We start from the raw sequence: 20,218 nt of genomic DNA on the forward strand, positions 1-20,218 counted from the left end.
GCTAAACCAGACTTGCACGTGTTTCTTTATTTCTTTGCGCCAAATAAGAAGTAAAAAAATGAATTATAGAAAAATAAGTTTAGCAGCCCTATTTTTAATGGCATCGCAACAAATGATTTTTTCTCAAGTTACTAAAACGGATTCTACCAAAACGAAAGCCGAAAAAGTAATAGAAGGAGTTCAATTGAGAGGCAATACCAATAAAAAATCTGAAAGCGCTATCTTAGGCGAACAAAGAAAAGCTATAGTACAGAAACAGTCTATTGGTGCAGAAGAAATTTCCAGAAAAGGGATTTCTAACCTAGAACAAGGACTTACCAAAATTACAGGGATAAACACAGTAGAATCTAGAGGTTTATTCGTGAGAGGATTAGAAGAAAGATACAACTCATTATTAGTCAACGGATTAGCAACTCCCTCTAATAACCCATTCCAGAAAATCATTGAATTAAAACAATTCCCAACTGACATTGTAGGGAAATTTGACGTTTATAAAACCTATAACGCCAATCTTTATGGAGATTTTGCCGGAGCCACTTTTGACATTGAAACTTTAGTTCCAGAGAATTCTTTTACTAAAATGGATTTTTCGGTAGGTGTAAATTCTATAAGCACTTTCAGAAATAATTTTAAAATTAATCAGAATGCTTATAACATGTCTGGCTTCATTGGTTTAAATGCTGAAGACAGACAACTTCCTGCAGAAGTAAATGGTTACAGACCAAGTGGAGCTTACATTCCTAACACTTCATTTAGAGATACTTGGAATGTAGACAATGTAAAATCACTTCCTAATACATCCATAGGATTTACCACTTCTCAAAGATTAAAATTTAAAAACGGTGGAAATTTAGGGTTCCTTTTTAACCTTACTCAAGGTAGTGAATATAACTACAAAGAAGGAAACGATAACACTTTTGACACCAACGGAGTTTATAAAAACAAACTTTACAAAAGAGAATACAATTACAACATCCAATCTACTGCTTTAATTGGTTTAAGCTATAAAAAAGCTGGAACTAAAGTAGATTTAAATGGTACTTTCTTACAAAACTCTTTTAACCAAATTCAAGATTATGATGGTTACAGAGATAATAAGGACCAAGATATTATGTTCTTCCGTACTAATCAACAAGACCTTTCTAGGTTAACAGATGTACAGCTATTGGTTTCACAAAAATTAGGAGACAGACATCAGTTTAAAGCTGGTGGAAGCTGGGTAAATAACTGGTTCCAACAACCTGACAGAAAAACTTTTTACGGTTTCAGAACGGGAGACAATCAATTATTGATGAGTTACGGTGGAAACAACCTCATCAGACAATATCTGGATTTAAGTGGTGTAAATTATTTTTCAGCAATGGCAGAATACCAAGTAAATCTTGGCAAAAAACAAGAAGACAATTACTACCCTGTTACCATTTCTGCTGGTTATAATGGTTTCGCAGACAGCAGAACCATGTCTTATCGTTTTATCTATTCCACAACAACTGGAGTTCAAGATATTATCAACATAGATTCACCAGACAGCAGTTTTGCCACCGCAAATGCTAATGGAAATTTCCAGTGGCAAGAAAGTGCTCAACCTAACTACAAAGCTTTCCTTTATCAGTTTGTAAATGCTGGATATGCGAATTTAAATTTCAAGCCTAATAAATCTTGGGATATTCTTGCGGGAATTAGAGCAGAAAATAACATTACCATTACCAGATATAAACTGATTACAGATAACATCAATGGTAGTTTCAGAAACATTACTAAGAATCAAAATTATTTCTTGCCTTCACTTTCTGTTAAAAAAGCGTTGAATAACAAATCTAATTTAAGACTTGCGATAAGTAAAACGATTACAAGACCTATTCTTATTGAAACGATGCCAATAGAATATATTAACCCTGACAACAATACCATTTTGGGGAACTATAATATTCCTAATACAAGTTTTGGCAAAGATTTCAAAGGTCTAGACAACAGTCAGAACTACAACTTTGACTTGAAATATGAGATTTTCCCTAAATCAAGTGAAATTTTCGCAGTTAACTTTTTTGGAAAAATTGTAGACAGAGCTATCGAAAGAAGTTTAATATCATCTTCAAACTCAAATGGTACCACTACTACTTTCTTTAATGCTAAACAAGCAAAACTTGCAGGAGTAGAATTAGAAGGTTCATTCAATTTAGGAAGAATTTCAGAAAACCTGAATAGATTAAACATGGGAGCAAACTTCACATATATCTATTCTGATGTAGAAAAATCTGACGCTCAAAAATCTGAAACCAATTTTAGCAAAAAAAGAGGATTACAAGGTGCTGCTCCATGGATGCTAAATGTTGATTTAAAATATGATTTCAAAAATGCCAAAAATCTAAAGAGAACCGCTTCTTTGATTTACAATACTTCTGCTGAAAAAATCTATGCAGTAGGTTTCGGAGGATTAGATCATGTTTACGAGCAACCTTTCCATCAACTAGATTTCATTTTCCAATCTGAACTTTCTAAAAAAGTAGATGTGAAATTAGGCGTTTACAACATCCTTAACCAAACTTACAAACTAAAAATGGGCGACGAAAGCACCGTTAATATCTCAACTCCTAATTTATTGTTAGAAGACTACAAAAAAGGAATTTCTTATAACTTAAGTTTCGGAATTAAATTTTAATAAATAAGTAAAAATAAAAATTATCAATTAATATGAAAAAGAACATTTTCAAATTATTAGCATTAGCTACAGTTTTCACAATTTCATTGCAATCTTGTACTGTAGAAATTAGAGAAGATGCAGACAAACCTACTACAGATGGTTCAGGAACTACTACTGGTTCTGTAATGTCTGGTTCTGGAACACTTTCAGGAACAATTACTAAAGACTTAACCATCAAAAAAGGAACTTACTATATTGACGGACTAGTAAGAATAACAGATGGAGTAAAACTTACTATAGAACCAGGAGCTACTTTTTATGCTAAAACGACTACAACAAGTGGTTTAATTATCCTAAAAGGTGCAAAAGCATATATGGAAGGTACAGCTACTGAACCTATCGTTTTCACTACAGAATCTAAAAAACCTGGAGATTGGTGCGGTATCACAATCTACGGTGATGCTCCTATCAAAGCTAACGGAGGTGGCTCTACTGCAACTTCTGAAGATGGGTTGAATCAAATTTATGGAGGTACAGATGTAGGTTCTAACTCAGGTGTTTACAGATATATCAGAGTAGAATATGGTGGTAAAAAAATTGGAGACGGAACCTCAGAATTTAATAATATCACTTTCTATGCTGTAGGTTCTGGAACTATTGTAGAAAACATTGTTTCTTACAAAGGTACAGATGATGGTGTAGAATTTTTCGGAGGAACTGTTTCTGCTAAAAACTTCATTTCTTACGGAAATTTTGATGATTCTTTTGACTGGCAAGATGGTTGGTACGGACAAGACAACAGCAATTGGTTCGCTTACCAAACAGGAACAGGAAACTTCGGTATGGAAATAGAATCTTCTAACAATGCTGATGCTAACTTCCCTAAAGTAGCAGGTGTTACATTAATTAGAGCTACTGGCACAAATCCTGAAACTGCGGGTTCTTCTGAAATTTCAGCAATTCAATTTAAAAAACATGGAAATGGTAAATTTTCAAATGTTTACATAGAAGGTTACAAAAACACTGGTGGTAAAAATGCATATCCAGTTCTTATCCAAGATTCACCAACGGATGTAAGCCAAGTAATCGCTGGAAAAATTGCGGTAACTCCTATTAATGTTGTAAATTCTGACAATGCAGGAGTTTGGGGTTATTCTGGATTCACTTCTACTGCTCCAAAAACAATTACCAATTCTGCAGTAGCTAAAGTTTCTATCACTGGCGGAAATTGGTCAACTGTAGAAGGTGTAGATTTAACATCTCTTTTAAAATAATTTAGCAGTCAATCTCATATCAAATGAATTAAAAATAACTGCGCCCCGAAGAATTTCGGGGCGCAGTTTATTATGTCTCAAAATGTTAATTAAAAATTACTCTTCGTCTTCATATTGCTCTAGATAATAGGCAAAAGTAAAATCTTCTACCTCATCTTCCGCATCTTCTAAAGTAGTGAGTAAATCTTCGAAAATTTCTAATTGCTCTACGCTCATATTTACAAATTCTAGATGTAGAGGCATTTCTAATTCGCCTGTAATGACATCAAAAAGCGCATCGAGATTATCCCCGAAATGCTCTGGTAAAGTCAATTTTTCTTTCAGTTGAGCATAAAAATCCTCGTAATCGCCAATTTCTAAAAAATCTATATATACTTCCATAATTTTATTTCAAACTTCAAAGTTAGTAAACATCTCGCTTCCAACATCCAACTTCTATCAAATTATTTTTCCTCAAAACTTCTGTAATGATCAAACGTTATAAAAACCAATCCATCATTAGAAAAAACAACTCTATCAGCATTTCTATTGCCGCAATTGTAATTAAGGTCTGCTTCGAAATATTTTCGACCGGATTTTGTTGGGAGCGATTTTTGTCGGTTTGTCCAGATATCACCACCAATAGCTTTTCCGGGAGCAACTTCGCAAAGATTTCCTTTGCTAGGAACCCAACCCTTAGATTTTGCTTCTGATTTTGTGATGTAATAATCGGGTAATTCTCCATGTTCTTTTAGATATTTCACCACCAATTCATCATTGGTAAGTTCATCAATATTATTGCTTGAAACATTACTATCATTAGAAAAATCAGATTTATTTCCCTCAAAATCATCTTGATTTTTCTTTGATGAATCTTCGTAAGAATAAGAATTGTCTTGATCCTGATTGTCAGATTTTGGGTGAGAAATTTCTGTATTTTCTGTATTATTTTTCTTCTCAATTTTATAGTTAGTGAAAAGATACATCAATAATAATCCTGCCACAAAAGCCAGAAAAATATAAAGTAATGATTTTTTGTTCTGCATAAATATCTAGTTTATGGCTTCAAGTTTTTTTGGTTCTAAATTTTCTTTATTGGAAATATAAATTATTAATATTGAATACATTATAAAAACATACGTTCCGTATTTAATATCTTCAAATTCATCAATTACTCCTGATTTTACAAATAAAATTGTAGAAATTACAAGTAAAATAATGTTAACAACTGCCAAATTCCTAACCCTCAAAAATTTTCTTCGCCAAGAAAAAACAATCATTAAAATTGATAAAACAATGATGAAAGTATATGAAATAATTGAGAAAAAATCTTTGTCTTTCAAAAAGTCTTTTAATTGAAGTTCATTATTAAAAATACTTTTTAGAGTACCCAATCCTAACTGATATGCATTTAAATTACTTTCTTTATAAATTCTAATATAACCAGAACCGTCCTTTTGATATTCAATTTTCTGAAATAGTCCTTTTGCATTATGGTCAATATTTTCTACAATTTCTCTTCTTTCTTTACACATTCTCAAAAAAGGCATAAAGAAAATCAGAAAAGCAATAGGCGTAAAATATTTGGTTTTGAGAAAATTCATTTTCAATTTTCAACTATCAATTTTCAATTAACTTCTCCACTCTTCCGGAATATCACAAACAGGAATTGGGTTCATTTTATGTTGAGCCGCTTTGTGCATTCTGCTGAAAATTTGGTACACTTCTAAATCTCTTCCAGAATAATCAGCTTCTGTTTTGGTTCCCCATTCTTTTTGAATTTTTTCTAATTCAGGGTACGTTGCGCCAATTTGTTGTTCATCGGTTCTATCCACATCCCAAAGTCCATCTGTAGGAATCGCATTCTTGATGGATTCTGGCAAATCTAAAGCTCTTGCCAAAGCATACACTTCGGTTTTGTATAAATCTGCAATCGGCGAAACATCTACTCCACCATCTCCGTATTTCGTGTAAAAACCAATCCCGAAATCTTCCACTTTATTCCCAGTTCCACAAACGAGAAGTCCATTGATTTGTCCGTAATAATACAAAGTTAGCATTCTCAATCTACTTCTAGTATTGGCAAAAGCCAATTTTTCCGCAGGAAATTCATCATCTTTTACATCAAAAGTTTTGTATAACGCTTCGAAAGGTTCATTTAAGTCTACCGAAAAACCTTCCACATTTGGAAATTTATTTTTCAGAAATTCTATATGCTCTAAAGCACGAGAAGCTTGATCTTTTTGTTGACGAATTGGCATTTCTATTGCCAAAACTTTCAATCCAGTCATGGCGCAAAGTGTAGAAACCACACCAGAATCTACTCCACCAGAAACTCCGATTACATAACCTTTTACTCCAGCTTTTTCGGCATAATCTTTCAGCCAAGAAACTATTCTTTCAATTATTTTTTCTGATTGCATTTTATTGTATTTTTGCGAAACTAATTTTTTGTAAAAATAATTAAATTTTTGCCGAACTCACAGATTAGTTTGGTCAAATGTTTTAACCCATGAAAAAATATATTGTATACACTCTTCTTTGCAGCTTTTCCCTACTTCTTTTTTCTTGTAATAAAGAGGCAGAAAATCGTTGGAATATAGAAATTAAAAACGCAGAACCAGTAAAAATTACTGATATTTCTGCAGCTTTTTATAATGATAAAATTCCGTTTCAGAATTTCAAGAAAGATTTTGGTTTTTTCTTAGCGCCACAAGTTCCAGATGCTACTTATGAGAAAAAACGTGCAGATGCCATCGAAAAAAAAGTCTATAAAGATGCTCTAAATAAAAATAATCTGGCGAATTTAGAAAAACAATTGGCTACACTTTTTGCACACATAAAATACTATTTCCCTGAATTTCAAAACCCACAAGTTTACGTGTTCTCTTCGGCTACGGAATTGTATGAAGAACCTATTTTATATGTTCCAAATGAAGGTGTACTGTTCATAGATTTATCTGCATTTTTAGGCGAAAAATCAGAATTTTATGAAGGAATAGATGTTTACATGAGAAAAGAAATGACACCTCAAAATGTTTTGCCAAAAGTAGCAGAAACCATCGCTGCAGATTATGTTCCTGCAACTCCAGACCACAATAAATTTTTGGATAAAATCATCAATTTTGGAAAGTTAATGATTCTCCAAGACGCTTTTCTTCCTGAAACATTGGATCAATATAAAATGCATTATTCTAAAGACCAACAATCTTGGGCGATTTCTAATGAAGAAAATATTTGGAATTATTTCGTAGAAAACGACTTGCTTTTCAGCGATGACAATAGATTAGACGAAAGATTTTTAGCAAAAGCTCCTTTTTCTAAATTTTACACCGAAATTGACCCAAAATCTTCCCCAAGAGTGGGCGCTTTTATCGGTTGGCAAATATGCAGACAATATTTAGAAAAAAATCCTGAGGTAACTTTGCAAAAATTCTTGCATTTACCCGCAACAGAAATATTTAACAATAGTAATTATAAACCTAAAAATTAATTCGTAAAATCGAAGATTTGTAAAGTTGTAAAATCGCTTTTTTTAGATTTCAACTTTACAACTTTACAACGTTACAAAAATGAGACAAACACAGATAACAATCAACGTAGAATTAGACGAAAATCACGTTCCAGAAAAAATGACTTGGAATGCTCAAGATGGTGGTGTAGAAAATCAAGAAACCAAAGCCACCATGATTTCAGTTTGGGATGAAAAGGCAATGGAAGCATTACGTATCGATTTATGGACTAAAGATATGCCTGTAGATCAAATGAAAATGTTCCTACATCAGATTTTTGTTTCTCTAGGGCACACCTACCAAAGAGCAACTGGCGAAGATGATGTAGCAGAAAAAATTCAAGAATTTGCGGAAGATTTCGCTTTTATGAGTAAGATAAAATAAATAGCAGTCGGCTTTCGGCAGTCGGCAATCAGCATTTTTTTTTAAAAATACAGCATTTTGTTCGCCGAAAGCAGATTGCTGAAAGCAGAAAGCAAAAAGATATGAAATTCAATACCAAAGTAATACACGGTGGTCAACACCACGAAAAAGTAACAGGTTCTGTAAATGTTCCTGTATTCCTCACCTCTACCTTTGCACAATCTTCACCTGGTCAGCATTCAGGTTATGAATATTCTAGAGCCGCAAATCCCACAAGACAAGCGTTAGAAGACGCTTTGGCTTCCATAGAAAACGGAGCTCGAGGTTTGGCTTTCGGTTCTGGTTTAGCTGCGATTGATTGTGTTTTGAAATTATTAAACCCTGGAGACGAAATCATCGCTGTAGACGATTTATACGGCGGAAGCTACAGAATGTTTACCAGACTTTTTGAGAAATATCAACTGAAATTTCACTTTGTAAATCTTGAAAATCCTGAAAATATTCTTCCACTCATCAACGAAAAAACCAAATTGGTTTGGCTGGAAACCCCAACCAATCCTTTAATGAAATTAGTTGACATTCAAAAAGTTGCGGAACTCATCAAAGGAAAAGACATTCTTTTAGCGGTGGATAACACTTTTGCAACACCTTATATTCAGACGCCTTTAGATTTAGGTGCTGATATTGTGATGCACTCTGCTACCAAATATTTGGGTGGACATTCTGATGTCATTGCAGGAGCTTTAATTGCCAAAACTCCAGAATTAGGAGAAAAATTACACTTCATTCAGTTTGCAAGTGGCGGAATTTTAGGACCTCACGACTCTTATTTGGTTTTGAGAGGAATTAAAACTTTGGCTTTAAGAGTTCAAAGACATTCTGAAAACGGACAAAAAATTGCTGAATATTTACAAAATCATCCAAAAGTGGACAAAGTCTTTTATCCTAATTTAGCGAGCAATCCTCAGTTAGAATTGGCAAAAAAACAAATGAAAACTTTTGGCGGAATGATTTCTTTCACCTTTAAATCTGGTAAAAAAGAAGATTCTATCAAATTTTTAGAAAATCTGAAAGTCTTCACATTGGCAGAAAGTTTGGGCGGTGTAGAATCTTTGGCCAATCATCCTGCATTGATGACTCACGCTTCTATTCCTGCAGAAAAACGTGCAGAATTGGGAATTACTGATGATTTAGTAAGATTAAGTTGTGGTATCGAAGACGCCGAAGATTTAATTGCAGATTTAGAACAAGCTTTTAACTAATATCTATGTTGACGAGAAAAGCCACCTTAGAAGATTTACCTCAACTGTCAAATTTATTTGACCAATACAGAAGTTTTTATCACAAGGAAAGCGATATGGATGGTGCTGAAAATTTTCTAAAAGAAAGATTAGAAAACCAAGATTCTGAAATTTTCGTAGCTGAAGAAAACGGAATTTTGACTGGTTTTACTCAATTATACCCATTGTTTTCTTCTACAAGAATGAAAAGATATTGGCTTTTGAATGATTTATTCGTCAACGAAAATCACAGAGGAAAAGGTCATTCTAAAGCATTAATTGAAAAAGCAAAAGAATTGTGCATCGCTACAAAAGCTTGCGGAATTCTTTTAGAAACAGATAAAACCAATGAAATTGGTAACCAACTTTATCCAAGTTGTGGTTTTGAGCATTATAATCACGCCAATTTTTACGAATGGACCAATCCATCTTAACCTATTAAAACTTAGTTATGACTGAATTTCAAAAATATATTCAAAGATATTTAGACCAAATTCCATCTGATAATTGGTTGGAAGAAATGATTAATTCTGGGGCAGAAACGATTCAGATTTTTTCTGGTTTAAACAACGAAAAATCACTTTTTGCATATGCAGAAGGAAAATGGACGCTCAAGGAATTACTTCTTCATTTAATAGACACCGAAAAGATTTTCCAATACAGAGCACTTCGTTTTGCCAGAAAAGACCAAACCGAATTATCTGGTTTTGATGAAGATTTCTTCGTGGCGAATTCTTTTGCTAACGATAGAACTTTGGTAAGTTTGTTAGAAGAGTTCAGAATTGTGAGACAAACGTCTATCATTTTCTTCGAAAATTTACAAAATGCAGCACTTACCAACATTGGAAAAGCTAATGGAAACGAAATTTCTGTAGAAACCATCGGAAGATTAATCGTGGGACATAATTTCCATCATTTAAAAATAATTGAGGAAAGATATTTGCCTAATTTGAAATGAATTTTCTCCCACTGATTACACAGATATTCACAAAAGAATTTAAATCTGTATAATCCGTGAAATCTGTGGGAAATAAAAATTAAAAAATGGAAAAAGCACTAGAAATATTAAAAAACGGCGGTGTAATCCTCTATCCAACGGACACAATTTGGGGAATTGGTTGTGACGCAACCAACGTAGAAGCCATCAACAAAATTTTTGAAATCAAAAAGCGTGAGAAAACCAAATCCATGATTATTTTGGTGGAAAACGAACGCAGATTACAAGATTTGGTAGATGTTCCAGAAATGGCTTGGCAAATTATTGATTTGTCTGAAAAACCTGTCACCATCGTTTATGAAAATCCTAAAAATCTACCGAAAGAAATCTTAGCAGAAGACGGAAGCATAGGCATTAGATTGGTGAAAGATGATTTTTGTAAAAAATTGATTTCTAAACTCAATAAACCTTTGGTTTCTACTTCTGCCAATTTTAGCGGAGACAAATCACCTTTGAAATTCTCAGACATTTCGCAAGAACTGATTGATGCGGTAGATTACGCCGTAGAAGAAAATAGGGAATCTGTTTCAAAATATTCTGGTTCTTCTGTTATTAAAATTTGGAACGACGGAAGAGTGAAAGTACTTCGCGAGTAGTATTACCACAGCGAAACTGAGGTTAAATAGAGAACACAGAACAACTACTTTGTGTTCTCTGTGTTTTTCTTGGTGTCTCTGTGTTTTAATCTTATCTTTGCAAAAAATTAATTTCTCGCAGATTTAGCAGAAACCGCAGATTAAACCTGCAAAATCGGCTCAATCTGCGAGAGTTTTTATACAAAAATGAAAATCAATTTAACCCAAAATAAAAATTTCAAATTTTTTAAAATCATTTCTAAAGTCGCCCAAGAAAATAACCAAACGGTTTATATTGTTGGCGGTTACGTTCGTGATTTGTTGATGCAAAGAAAAGCACCAACAGACATTGATTTTGTAACCGAACAAAGCGGAATAGAACTCGCAAAAGCGGTAGGAAAAGAACTCGGAGACTTGAAAGTTTCTGTGTTCAAAACGTATGGAACCGCAATGATTAAATACCAAGACTTGGATTTGGAATTTGTGGGCGCCAGAAAAGAAAGTTATTCCGAAGATTCTAGAAAACCAGCGGTAGAAACTGGAACTTTAGAAGACGACCAAAAACGCAGAGATTTCACCGTAAATGCTCTCGCAATTTCTCTGAATGCTGAAAATTTCGGGGAACTGATTGATCCTTTCAACGGAAGAGAAGATATGCAGAACAAAATTCTGAAAACGCCTTTAGAACCAGCTCAAACCTATTCTGATGATCCGCTCAGAATGATGAGAGCTATCAGATTTGCATCGGTTTTACATTTTGAAATTGAGAAAAATTCTCTAGAAGCCATCAAACAAGAAGCGGAACGCATCAAAATCGTTTCGATGGAAAGGATTATGGTAGAATTCAACAAAATTATGTTGAGCGAAAAACCTTCGGTTGGTTTAAAATTGATGGAAGAGACTACGCTTTTAGAAAAAATTATTCCTGAATTGACGGCTTTAAGAGGCATTGAAGAAGTAGAAGGACAAACGCACAAAGATAATTTTTGGCATACTTTGGAAGTTGTGGACAATATCTCTAAAAACACTGATAATCTTTGGTTAAGATGGGCTGCTTTATTGCACGACATCGGAAAAGCTCCGACTAAAAAATTTGTTGAAAAAATAGGCTGGACTTTCCACGGACACGAATTTCTAGGTTCTAAAATGGTGAAAACCCTTTTCACGAGATTGAAATTACCATTAGGACATGATATGAAATATGTTCAAAAAATGGTAAAACTTTCATCTAGACCGATTGCTTTGATTGATGATGGAACTTCTGATTCTGCCTTGAGAAGATTGCTTTTTGACGCAGGTGAAGATTTAGAAGATTTGTTCACGCTTTGTAAAGCAGATATCACTACGAAAAACGCTTCAAAACAAGAAAAATTCAAGAAAAATTTTGAATATGTGGCGAAGAAAATCAAAGAAGTGGAAGAAAAAGACCACGTTAGAAATTTTCAACCGCCGATTTCTGGAGAAGAAATAATGGAACTTTTCAACTTAAAACCTGGCAGAGAAATAGGGATTTTAAAAGAAAAAGTAAAAGAAGCGATTTTAGAAGGCGAAATTGCGAATGATAAAGACGAAGCAAGAAATTTCGTGATTAAAGAAGCGAAAATTTTAGGCTTGGAATTATAAATCTCTCGCTGATTGCGCTGATTTAGTTTATAATTAAAAAAATCTGCTTGATCTGCTTAATCTGCGAGAAAAAAAATATTTTACCATTAAGTTTTCAATTAAGGTATTAAGAATATTAAGAGAAATCCCTCAAAAATTTGAGGGATTTTATTTTAGTCTTCTACTTTATCAGAATAATCAAAATTTCTAACGGCTTCAAGCGTTTTATCAATTTCCGCTTCGTTAATAGAATCAGAGATAAACCACGTTTCGTAACCACTTGGCGGAAGATAAATTCCCTGAGCCAACAATTGATGGAAAAAATTATTGAACAATGAATGGTTAGAATCTGCAGCTTCCTCAAAATTAGAAACTCTATTGGTATGGAAGAAAATGCTCATCATACTTCCTTTTCTATTGATTTTATGGGCAATTCCTTTTGCATTGAGAATTCTGCCAATTTCAAAATCTAGCGTTTCTGTAGTTTTATTGAGTTTTTCGTAGAAATTAGGATTGTTTTTGATGAGTTGAAGCGTTGTAAGACCTGCTCTCATTGCGAGTGGATTTCCGCTTAAAGTTCCCGCTTGATACACATCTCCTCTTGGCGAAAGTTTATTCATAATTTCGTTTCTTGCCGCAAAAGCACCAACTGGCATTCCACCGCCAATTACTTTTCCGTAAGTTACGATATCTGCTTTTACATTGTACAATTCTTGTGCTCCACCAAAAGCCAATCTGAAACCTGTCATCACTTCATCAAAAATCAATAAAGCGCCGTTTTCATCACAAACTTTTCTTAAATTTTGAAGAAAATTATTTTCTGGCAAAACGCAACCCATGTTTCCTGCAACTGGTTCTACAATAATCGCAGCAATTTCTCCTTGATTATGACGGAATAAATCCTCTACTTGTTCTATATCATTGTATTTTGCTAAAAGTGTATCTTTTGCAGTTCCTGAAGTTACTCCCGGTGAATTTGGGTTCCCAAAAGTTGCCGCTCCACTTCCTGCTTTAATCAAAAATGAATCTGAATGACCGTGATAGCAACCTTCAAATTTGATGATTTTTTCTCTTCCTGTGTAACCTCTTGCTAATCTGATGGCGCTCATACAAGCTTCCGTTCCCGAAGAAACCATTCTGATTTGGTCAATATTCGGAACATTTTCGATGATAAATTTTGCAATTTCGGTTTCTAATTCTGTAGGCGCACCAAAAGAAAAGCCTTTTTCTGCTTGTAATTTTACCGCTTCTACTACCTCATCATGAGCGTGACCTACAATTGCGGGTCCCCAAGAATTGATGTAATCTACATAAGTTCTGTCATCAGCATCTGTTAAATAAGCACCTTTCGCAGATTTCATAAAAATAGGAACTCCTCCTACTGATTTAAATGCACGAACTGGCGAATTAACACCTCCTGGAATATATTTGTAAGCCTCTTCAAATAAAGCCGAACTTCTTTGATATAACATAATTTTGAATTTATTTTTTTAATGTTTTGGGCGTGTCCTTCATAAAAATTTCAGATTCTTCATTCCATTCAGAATGACAAAAATTTTTATTTCAGGTCGCGCTTTTCGTTACAATTCCTCACTCGCTTTCAGCGGTTGCGGGATTTTCACTTCAATCGCTCACGCAAAATTCTTTACAAAAAATTTTATCTAGGTTTTCTATTTTTAAGATAAATTAATTGACCTTCTTTTACTTTATCTCCATATTCCATGCGGTTTTTGTTATAAAGTTTATCAAGTCTTATTGCAAATTTCTGAGCGATAGAATACATATTATCTCCTTTTTCGGCTCTATAAGTTTCTACACTTCCGCTAGAATTTTTCTTTTCGAGGAAGAGAATTTGTCCTTCTTTTAAAGTTTGAGAAGAAAGCTCGTTCCATTTCATTAATTTAGAAGTAGAAACGCCATATTTTTTAGAAATATCTTGTAAGTTTACTTCCGAAGCATCGTCATAATCTGGTTCCATTGGAATTACAATATATCTCAAAGCTTCATTAGGATGTGCTTTCATCAGAACAGATAATAAAACTTCTTCTTTAGTCAATTTTTTAGGTTCTGGAGCATCGATTACCACTTTTGGAGCCTCTTCTTTTTTAGGAGTTGGCAAATTTTTAGCTAAAAATTCTTTATCATTCGCCAAATCAGGATACAAAGCCAAAAGTTTTTCGGTGACTTGTTCTTTTTTGATATAGTCAAATTCAAAAAGTTTATATTTCTGAATTTTATCAATCAAAATATAAGCGTATCTAGGATTGGTCGCATAACCAGCTTTTTTCAAACCATGAGCCCAAGCGTTATAATCTTTTGGGTCAAGTTGAAATAAATTTTTGTAAAAAGGACGATTTACCAAAAACAAAGAATGGTCTCTGTAAGATTCTCTAGGATCTTCATACACACGGAAACATTCATTTGGTGCGTCATCAGTATGGCTCATAGTTTTGCCCGTCCAGTTTTCTTTACACTTAATACCGAAGTGATTTTTGCCTTCTTGTGCCAATCTAGACTGACCACCACCTGTTTCTAAAAGTCCTTGTGCCAAAGTAATAGAAGCGGGAATATTGTACAATTCCATTTCTTCTACTGCATATTGTGCAAATCGCTGAATGTATTGGTCTTCGGTCTTCCAAGTTTGGGCTTGAATATTTGAAAACAAGGCAATTGAAAATATTAAAATGAGTTTCTTCATATTTATGTGTCGTTCCTACGGAACTTCCTATTGATAATGATGTTTTTTCTACAAACCTTTCGTTCCTACGGAACTCAATATTTATAAAACTTTTATTAAATTTCTGTTTTTCTTTTTCAACATTTCGTTTGCGCCTTTTATTCCTTGCAAACCTCCTGTATGAAAAGCTAAAATCTTGCTATTTTCTGGGAAGTAATCTTCTTCTATGAGTTCAAAAATCTTCCTGAGCATTTTCCCAGTGTAAACAGGCTCTAAAATAATGCCAAAATCTTGATAAAATTTATTTATAAAACGAATATTTTCGTCTGTTATTTTGCCAAAACCACCATCTGATGCATCAAAAATGGTGAAATTTTGTCTTTTAGAAAAATTTAAAATCCTTTTTTCTAAAGATTCATCTTTCACTGCTTTGAAACCTAACACTTTTTGATGTTCTTTAGCAAATTTAGAAATTCCAGAAAGGGTTCCTCCTGTTCCTATAGCGCTGCAAAGATAGTCAAAATCTTGAGTTTCTTCATTGAGCATAAACTGAATTCCTTCCACCGCATTTTCATTGGTTCCTCCTTCTGGAACTACCAAACTTTCGGGGAATTCTTCCTGAAGGTCTTTCATCAAAGTTTCCTTATCTCTATAAGTTTCTCTAGTTACAAATCTGAAAGTCATTCCGTTTTTGTAAGCTAAAGAAAGTGTAGGATTTTCTTGCCAAGTATTTTCTAATTCGTCTCCTCTGATAATTCCTAGAGTTTCGATGCCAAATTCTTTTCCCAAAGCTGCAGCTGCCGCAATATGATTAGAAAAGGCACCTCCGAAAGTAATGATTTTTCTTTTTGAAACTTCTTTTTCTAAATATTTTTTGACATTGTAAAACATTTTCCAATATTTATTTCCAGAAATTTCGGGATGAGTAAGGTCTTCTCTTTTGATGAAAAGTCTTACTTTTTTTCCGAGAGAAATTTCTACAATTGGAATTTTATGTTTGGGTAAATTCATAATACAAATTTAAATAAAGCAGTAAAAAGAAAAAATCAAGAGACAATTAACTATTTACGATTTTGAAACGCAAAGTTACATTAATAAGGAACTAAAATTTAAGAAAGCAAAGATTGAATTCGCTAGCGAATTGATGAAGCGAACGCTTAAAAACGAATTTATTCGTTGACTTAGCTCACTATAATAATTAAATAAATAATTAAAAACCTTTGCGTTTTAAAATTAAAATGTGAATGAATTAGTCATGTCCTATTCACACTCTGTACTTCCAAAAACTCCAAATTTTTCTGGTTTCGAGGTAGTTTAAATCTTCTTCCATAGCGTAAGCTTCTCTTTCGAAACTGATATTTCGGTAAGCCAAATGTTTGTCTTTTAACTTCAAATACCAATAGTAATATTCTACTACATACCACAAATAAAAGAAAATAATAAGGAGTTCTAATTGCTGACGAATGTGTATTTTTTCGTGATTAATGAGTATTTTATTTTCCTTAAACGCTGATTCACGAAGAAAAATGAACGGAAAAATGGTAATTCCGTTGATTCTAGTCTTTCGGAGAAGGCGTAAACTCAAAATAATCATAGAACAAAGATATGAAAAGTTAAAAGGAGCAATTATCACAATGATTTAAAAATATGATTGAATTTTTTGTAATTTTATGGAATGAAATTTGATAAAGAATTAGTAGAAGGCGAAGATTTTTATTATAATGAATTAGGCTACAAAGTTTTCACCGAAAGATACCACTTAAAACGCGGTTATTGCTGTAAAAGTGGTTGTAAACATTGCCCTTATGGTTATGATAAAAAGACTGATTCTTTTAAAAAAATTGAGAAAAAACCACATAAATCATAAAAAATGAAGAAATATTTTTTCCTTTTGTTGGCTTCAGCAGCACTTTTTGTTACGTCTTGTTCACCATTTAATGTGAGAACGGATTATGCTGAAACTGCCAATTTTAGTTCTTATAAAACGTATCAGTTTAGAGTAGATGATTTAAAACTGAATGATTTAGACAAAGACCGTGTTTTAAACGAAGTAGCTAAAAACCTACAAATGAAAGGTTTATCAGCATCTCAAACTCCCGATTTAGTTGTAAACTTAAAAGCTTCTCATAAAAAAGTAGAAGATACGAGAATTGAACCTAGTTTCGGAATGTATGGTTGGGGAAGACCTTTTGGTTGGGGAGTTGGAATGAGCAGAGCTTGGACTACCGATTACAACAGAGGAAGTTTAGTAATAGACATCGTAGATGCTAAAACTGGAAAATTGGTTTGGCAAGGTGTAGGAAGCGGAATCAATGTAGATTCTCCTAAATCTAAACAAAAACAAATTCCAGCGATTGTAGCAGAAATTATGGCCAATTATCCGCCTGTGAAAAAGTAAAAATATTTTTAACTTTAATATTATTGTCTAAAAACCTACGGCGCGAGCTTTGCTCGCGCCGTAGGTTTTTCATATTTTAAAACAAAAAAATCGGGAAGTCTTCCCGATTTTATAATATAGTATTAGATGAAAATCTATTATTTTTCTAAAACTTCTGTAATAGGATTTCCTATGTTCCCACTTGGATTTTCAACTTTCAGCATTTGAGCTAGAGTTGGCGCAATATCTGTCATGTGATATGGTTTTGCACTTTGTCCGTTTTTAACTTTCCAACCCATAAAAATTAATGGAATGTGAGCATCGTATGAATTCCAAACGCTATGAGTAGTTCCTCTTTTAGCATAAGTCGGCAACATGCTGTCATGCGTAATGATTTGAATATCACCACTTCTTTGCCAGTTATAACCATTAATAATTCTGGTTTTAATTGGTTCTGGAATTGCTGCTTCTGCTACTTCTTCTAAATCTACAGCGTACAATACTCTTTTATCTTTATTCAGCAAACCAAGAATGGTTTTCTTTACCTCATCTGTTTCTAATCCTTTTTCCTTGATAACATTTTGGTTAAGATAAACTTGGTAATTATCAATTCCTAAAATCAATTTACTTCCAGCATATTTTTTTTCAAGTTCATCATTAAGTGTTTTTTCTAAACCTTCACCAAAGAAACCTGTTGCCATTTTATTGGCTTGCATATAACCTTCTGAATGTGCAGCACCATGATCTGCAGACAAAAATACCAAGTAGTTTCCTTTTCCTACTTTTTTATCTAACTGTTGAAAAAATGCTTCTAAATCTCTGTCTAATCTTAAATAAGTATCTTCTATTTCTATAGAATTTGGGCCAAAAGCATGACCTACATAATCTGTAGAAGCAATATTTATTGCTAAGAAATCTGTAATTTGGTCTTCACCCATTCCATATCCATTGATAGAAGCTTCAGCCATTTTTAGGGTTAAAGAATTTCCAAAAGGAGTTGTTCTAATCACTCCTTTTTTTGCATCATAATCTTTCGCTAAATTTTCATAAGGAAAAGTAGGTGTTTTAGCGCTTCCTAAAAGGCTTTCCCATGCAACATTATCATCTGTACTTTCAAAATATTCTGAGATAGGAAGTAATGTTTTCCAGCCTTTTGAAACTAATTTTTTACCGTTTTCTTCTTTGTTAAATTCATTCAACCACTGTGGTAATTCTTTCAAATAGTAATCAGAAGTGATGAAATTCCCCGTGGTTTCATCAAACCAAAAAGCTGCAGTTGGATTATGACCTGCTGGTAAAATAGAAGCTCTGTCTTTCAAAGAAACGCCAACTACTTTTGAACGGAAATTGGTTGCAATTCCTAACTGGTCTGTAATGGTAGTACTCCAAAGATTTCTAGGAGAATGCTGACCTATTTTTTTAGCTTCTGTTCCTACAGCATTTACCGTTTCATCTGTAGTACAGTAAACATTTTTACCTGTTTCTTTATCCGTCCAGTCGTTTCCCGCAATTCCATGAATCGATGGAACAGAACCTGTATAAATAGAAGTATGACCTAATGCAGTAACCGTAGGAATATAATCAATCATCACATTATTAAAACTGTAGCCTTCATTTAATAATCTTTTGAAGCCACCGTTTCCGTATTTTGCTTGATATTTATATAAGAAATCCCAACGCATTTGGTCTACTACAATTCCTACCACCAATTTTGGTCTTTCCACACCATCATTGAATTGAGTATTTTTATTTTTTTGTGCATCTACAGATAACAAAGCCAATGTTACCAATGCAAGAGTGCTAATTTTTCTAAGCATTTTTCTAGAAATTTTAATTTAGGCAAATTTAAAGGTTTTTATTGTAGCTAAAGTTTAATTTTACATTAAAAATTAAACCGTTTGACTTCACAAAAAAACGCACCTAAAAGATGCGTTTAATTTATTTCAAAAAAAGGAGTTTTTTTAGAATTTTAAATCTCCATTTACTTCTCTTACTGCTGCTGCTGCAGTTGCAAATTTTTCTTTTTCTGCTTCAGTTAATTCGATTTCTACGATTTTTTCTACTCCATTTTTACCGATAATCGCAGGAACACCTAAACAAATGTCAGATTGTCCATATTCTCCGTCTAACATAAGTGAACAAGGAATCATTTTCTTTTGGTCACAAGCAATTGCCTGAACCATTACAGAAACTGCTGCACCTGGTGCATACCAAGCTGAAGTTCCTAATAATTTAGTTAATGTAGCACCTCCTACTTTAGTTTCTTCTACTACATACGCTTGTTGCTCTTCAGATAAGAAAGAAGTTACAGGAACACCATTTCTAGTTGCTTTAGATAATAATGGAAGCATACCAGTATCTGAGTGTGCTGCAATTACCATTCCGTCTACATCAGAAATTGGAGCTTCTAAAGCTTCTGCCAATCTGTATTTAAATCTTGCAGAATCTAGAGCACCTCCCATTCCAATGATTTTATGTTTTGGTAAACCAGAAGTTTTGTGAACTAGGTAAGCCATAGTATCCATTGGGTTAGAAACCACGATAATGGTTACATTAGGAGAATGTTTTACTAAGTTAGCCGTTACATCTTTTACAATTCCTGCATTAATACCGATTAACTCTTCTCTAGTCATTCCTGGTTTTCTAGGAATACCAGAAGTGATTACCGCTACATCTGAACCGGCAGTTTTACTATAATCACCAGTTGTTCCCGTAATTTTAGTATCAAAACCATTCAAAGAAGCAGTTTGCATTAAATCCATTGCTTTACCTTCAGCAAAACCTTCTTTAATATCTACTAAAACTACTTCTGAACAGAAGTTTTTCATAGCAATATATTCTGCGCAAGATGCACCTACAGCTCCTGCTCCAACTACAGTTACTTTCATTTTTTTTATTTTTTTAAAGTTTAAAATTAAGTTGCTCAAATTTAATGATTATT

The 20,218-nt window shown here is 33.4% G+C and carries 21 protein-coding genes; 11 read left to right on the forward strand and 10 right to left on the reverse strand.

The features are described 5' to 3' along the window. Positions 1-58: 58 nt before the first annotated feature. Both QO190_RS09600 and QO190_RS09605 read left to right on the forward strand, forming a co-directional pair. Positions 59-2,659, forward strand: coding sequence for a TonB-dependent receptor plug domain-containing protein (locus QO190_RS09600; RefSeq protein ID WP_371463023.1), 2,601 nt, complete (start codon positions 59-61; stop codon positions 2,657-2,659). A gap of 32 nt (positions 2,660-2,691) precedes the next feature. Beyond that, positions 2,692-3,915, forward strand: coding sequence for a hypothetical protein (locus QO190_RS09605; RefSeq protein ID WP_371463021.1), 1,224 nt, complete (start codon positions 2,692-2,694; stop codon positions 3,913-3,915). Between the two features lie 96 nt (positions 3,916-4,011). Here QO190_RS09605 and QO190_RS09610 read toward each other — a convergent pair whose 3' ends face one another. The 4 genes from QO190_RS09610 to nadE are packed head-to-tail and all read right to left on the reverse strand — an operon-like array spanning position 4,012 to position 6,317. Next, the gene (locus QO190_RS09610; RefSeq protein WP_124878722.1) at positions 4,012-4,299 is read right to left on the reverse strand and encodes a barstar family protein; all 288 of its coding nucleotides are present in this window, start codon (positions 4,297-4,299) and stop codon (positions 4,012-4,014) included. Positions 4,300-4,358: 59 nt separating this feature from the next. Further along, positions 4,359-4,940 carry a ribonuclease domain-containing protein gene (locus QO190_RS09615; RefSeq protein ID WP_371463019.1) on the reverse strand — a complete coding sequence of 194 codons (582 nt, stop codon included), beginning with the start codon at positions 4,938-4,940 and terminating at the stop codon, positions 4,359-4,361. A gap of 6 nt (positions 4,941-4,946) precedes the next feature. Continuing rightward, the gene (locus QO190_RS09620) at positions 4,947-5,498 is read right to left on the reverse strand and encodes a hypothetical protein (RefSeq protein WP_371463017.1); all 552 of its coding nucleotides are present in this window, start codon (positions 5,496-5,498) and stop codon (positions 4,947-4,949) included. Between the two features lie 27 nt (positions 5,499-5,525). After that, the gene (gene nadE, locus QO190_RS09625) at positions 5,526-6,317 is read right to left on the reverse strand and encodes an NAD(+) synthase (RefSeq protein ID WP_371463015.1); all 792 of its coding nucleotides are present in this window, start codon (positions 6,315-6,317) and stop codon (positions 5,526-5,528) included. Between the two features lie 89 nt (positions 6,318-6,406). On the opposite strand from nadE, the gene QO190_RS09630 reads away from it, so the two are divergent. The 7 genes from QO190_RS09630 (at position 6,407) to QO190_RS09660 (ending at position 12,244) form a co-directional block, all read left to right on the forward strand. Then, positions 6,407-7,387 carry a gliding motility protein GldB gene (locus QO190_RS09630; protein ID WP_371463013.1) on the forward strand — a complete coding sequence of 327 codons (981 nt, stop codon included), beginning with the start codon at positions 6,407-6,409 and terminating at the stop codon, positions 7,385-7,387. A gap of 79 nt (positions 7,388-7,466) precedes the next feature. Continuing rightward, entirely contained in the window at positions 7,467-7,790 is a 324-nt protein-coding gene (gldC, locus tag QO190_RS09635) for a gliding motility protein GldC (RefSeq protein ID WP_069797807.1), read from the forward strand. A 101-nt stretch (positions 7,791-7,891) separates the two neighbouring features. Then, positions 7,892-9,031: a PLP-dependent aspartate aminotransferase family protein gene (locus QO190_RS09640; RefSeq protein WP_371463011.1), complete on the forward strand. Its 1,140-nt coding sequence runs from the start codon at positions 7,892-7,894 to the stop codon at positions 9,029-9,031. A gap of 5 nt (positions 9,032-9,036) precedes the next feature. Beyond that, on the forward strand, positions 9,037-9,483 hold the full coding sequence (locus QO190_RS09645) for a GNAT family N-acetyltransferase (RefSeq protein WP_371463009.1): 447 nt from the start codon (positions 9,037-9,039) through the stop codon (positions 9,481-9,483). A gap of 17 nt (positions 9,484-9,500) precedes the next feature. Continuing rightward, positions 9,501-10,007, forward strand: a complete 507-nt coding sequence (locus QO190_RS09650; protein ID WP_371463007.1) for a DinB family protein — start codon at positions 9,501-9,503, stop codon at positions 10,005-10,007. 86 nt (positions 10,008-10,093) lie between these two features. Further along, positions 10,094-10,642, forward strand: a complete 549-nt coding sequence (locus QO190_RS09655) for an L-threonylcarbamoyladenylate synthase (RefSeq protein ID WP_371463006.1) — start codon at positions 10,094-10,096, stop codon at positions 10,640-10,642. A gap of 186 nt (positions 10,643-10,828) precedes the next feature. After that, complete coding sequence (locus QO190_RS09660; protein ID WP_371463005.1) at positions 10,829-12,244, forward strand: CCA tRNA nucleotidyltransferase; 1,416 nt, start codon at positions 10,829-10,831, stop codon at positions 12,242-12,244. A 152-nt stretch (positions 12,245-12,396) separates the two neighbouring features. Here the strand turns inward: QO190_RS09660 and hemL are convergent, their stop codons facing one another. The 4 genes from hemL to QO190_RS09680 form a co-directional block, all read right to left on the reverse strand. Next, a complete protein-coding gene (gene hemL / locus QO190_RS09665) occupies positions 12,397-13,695 on the reverse strand; it encodes a glutamate-1-semialdehyde 2,1-aminomutase (RefSeq protein WP_371463003.1) in 1,299 nt (432 codons plus the stop codon). 185 nt (positions 13,696-13,880) lie between these two features. Beyond that, positions 13,881-14,921: a glucosaminidase domain-containing protein gene (locus tag QO190_RS09670; protein ID WP_371463002.1), complete on the reverse strand. Its 1,041-nt coding sequence runs from the start codon at positions 14,919-14,921 to the stop codon at positions 13,881-13,883. A gap of 81 nt (positions 14,922-15,002) precedes the next feature. After that, positions 15,003-15,911 (reverse strand): 1-aminocyclopropane-1-carboxylate deaminase/D-cysteine desulfhydrase, encoded by a 909-nt coding sequence (locus QO190_RS09675; RefSeq protein WP_371463000.1) that lies wholly within the window; start codon positions 15,909-15,911, stop codon positions 15,003-15,005. A 253-nt stretch (positions 15,912-16,164) separates the two neighbouring features. After that, on the reverse strand, positions 16,165-16,494 hold the full coding sequence (locus tag QO190_RS09680; RefSeq protein WP_104792306.1) for a hypothetical protein: 330 nt from the start codon (positions 16,492-16,494) through the stop codon (positions 16,165-16,167). A gap of 81 nt (positions 16,495-16,575) precedes the next feature. Here QO190_RS09680 and QO190_RS09685 point away from each other — a divergent pair, with 81 nt between their 5' ends. After that, positions 16,576-16,767 carry a DUF5522 domain-containing protein gene (locus QO190_RS09685; protein WP_104792305.1) on the forward strand — a complete coding sequence of 64 codons (192 nt, stop codon included), beginning with the start codon at positions 16,576-16,578 and terminating at the stop codon, positions 16,765-16,767. Positions 16,768-16,770: 3 nt separating this feature from the next. Beyond that, complete coding sequence (locus tag QO190_RS09690) at positions 16,771-17,298, forward strand: DUF4136 domain-containing protein (protein WP_371462997.1); 528 nt, start codon at positions 16,771-16,773, stop codon at positions 17,296-17,298. Positions 17,299-17,435: 137 nt separating this feature from the next. Here QO190_RS09690 and pafA read toward each other — a convergent pair whose 3' ends face one another. Together pafA and QO190_RS09700 are read right to left on the reverse strand one after the other, a co-directional pair. Beyond that, positions 17,436-19,094, reverse strand: coding sequence for an alkaline phosphatase PafA (gene pafA, locus QO190_RS09695; RefSeq protein ID WP_371462995.1), 1,659 nt, complete (start codon positions 19,092-19,094; stop codon positions 17,436-17,438). 144 nt (positions 19,095-19,238) lie between these two features. Beyond that, positions 19,239-20,165, reverse strand: a complete 927-nt coding sequence (locus tag QO190_RS09700; protein ID WP_213188556.1) for a malate dehydrogenase — start codon at positions 20,163-20,165, stop codon at positions 19,239-19,241. Positions 20,166-20,218 lie beyond the last annotated feature (53 nt).

Origin of the sequence: Cloacibacterium sp. Arc13 (genome assembly GCF_041431305.1) — a bacterium.
Taxonomy (GTDB): domain Bacteria; phylum Bacteroidota; class Bacteroidia; order Flavobacteriales; family Weeksellaceae; genus Cloacibacterium; species Cloacibacterium caeni_B.

What these genes read in the sequence shown, in the direction of transcription:
- hemL (WP_371463003.1), bottom strand. Translation starts at nt 13,695, where the DNA reads ATGTTATATCAAAGAAGTTCGGCTTTATTTGAAGAGGCTTACAAATAT.
- QO190_RS09600 (WP_371463023.1), top strand. Translation starts at nt 59, where the DNA reads ATGAATTATAGAAAAATAAGTTTAGCAGCCCTATTTTTAATGGCATCG.
- QO190_RS09675 (WP_371463000.1), bottom strand. Translation starts at nt 15,911, where the DNA reads ATGAATTTACCCAAACATAAAATTCCAATTGTAGAAATTTCTCTCGGA.
- QO190_RS09680 (WP_104792306.1), bottom strand. Translation starts at nt 16,494, where the DNA reads ATGATTATTTTGAGTTTACGCCTTCTCCGAAAGACTAGAATCAACGGA.
- QO190_RS09690 (WP_371462997.1), top strand. Translation starts at nt 16,771, where the DNA reads ATGAAGAAATATTTTTTCCTTTTGTTGGCTTCAGCAGCACTTTTTGTT.
- QO190_RS09640 (WP_371463011.1), top strand. Translation starts at nt 7,892, where the DNA reads ATGAAATTCAATACCAAAGTAATACACGGTGGTCAACACCACGAAAAA.
- nadE (WP_371463015.1), bottom strand. Translation starts at nt 6,317, where the DNA reads ATGCAATCAGAAAAAATAATTGAAAGAATAGTTTCTTGGCTGAAAGAT.
- QO190_RS09660 (WP_371463005.1), top strand. Translation starts at nt 10,829, where the DNA reads ATGAAAATCAATTTAACCCAAAATAAAAATTTCAAATTTTTTAAAATC.
- QO190_RS09700 (WP_213188556.1), bottom strand. Translation starts at nt 20,165, where the DNA reads ATGAAAGTAACTGTAGTTGGAGCAGGAGCTGTAGGTGCATCTTGCGCA.
- QO190_RS09645 (WP_371463009.1), top strand. Translation starts at nt 9,037, where the DNA reads ATGTTGACGAGAAAAGCCACCTTAGAAGATTTACCTCAACTGTCAAAT.
- QO190_RS09655 (WP_371463006.1), top strand. Translation starts at nt 10,094, where the DNA reads ATGGAAAAAGCACTAGAAATATTAAAAAACGGCGGTGTAATCCTCTAT.
- QO190_RS09605 (WP_371463021.1), top strand. Translation starts at nt 2,692, where the DNA reads ATGAAAAAGAACATTTTCAAATTATTAGCATTAGCTACAGTTTTCACA.
- QO190_RS09630 (WP_371463013.1), top strand. Translation starts at nt 6,407, where the DNA reads ATGAAAAAATATATTGTATACACTCTTCTTTGCAGCTTTTCCCTACTT.
- gldC (WP_069797807.1), top strand. Translation starts at nt 7,467, where the DNA reads ATGAGACAAACACAGATAACAATCAACGTAGAATTAGACGAAAATCAC.
- QO190_RS09685 (WP_104792305.1), top strand. Translation starts at nt 16,576, where the DNA reads ATGAAATTTGATAAAGAATTAGTAGAAGGCGAAGATTTTTATTATAAT.
- pafA (WP_371462995.1), bottom strand. Translation starts at nt 19,094, where the DNA reads ATGCTTAGAAAAATTAGCACTCTTGCATTGGTAACATTGGCTTTGTTA.
- QO190_RS09650 (WP_371463007.1), top strand. Translation starts at nt 9,501, where the DNA reads ATGACTGAATTTCAAAAATATATTCAAAGATATTTAGACCAAATTCCA.
- QO190_RS09615 (WP_371463019.1), bottom strand. Translation starts at nt 4,940, where the DNA reads ATGCAGAACAAAAAATCATTACTTTATATTTTTCTGGCTTTTGTGGCA.
- QO190_RS09620 (WP_371463017.1), bottom strand. Translation starts at nt 5,498, where the DNA reads ATGAATTTTCTCAAAACCAAATATTTTACGCCTATTGCTTTTCTGATT.
- QO190_RS09670 (WP_371463002.1), bottom strand. Translation starts at nt 14,921, where the DNA reads ATGAAGAAACTCATTTTAATATTTTCAATTGCCTTGTTTTCAAATATT.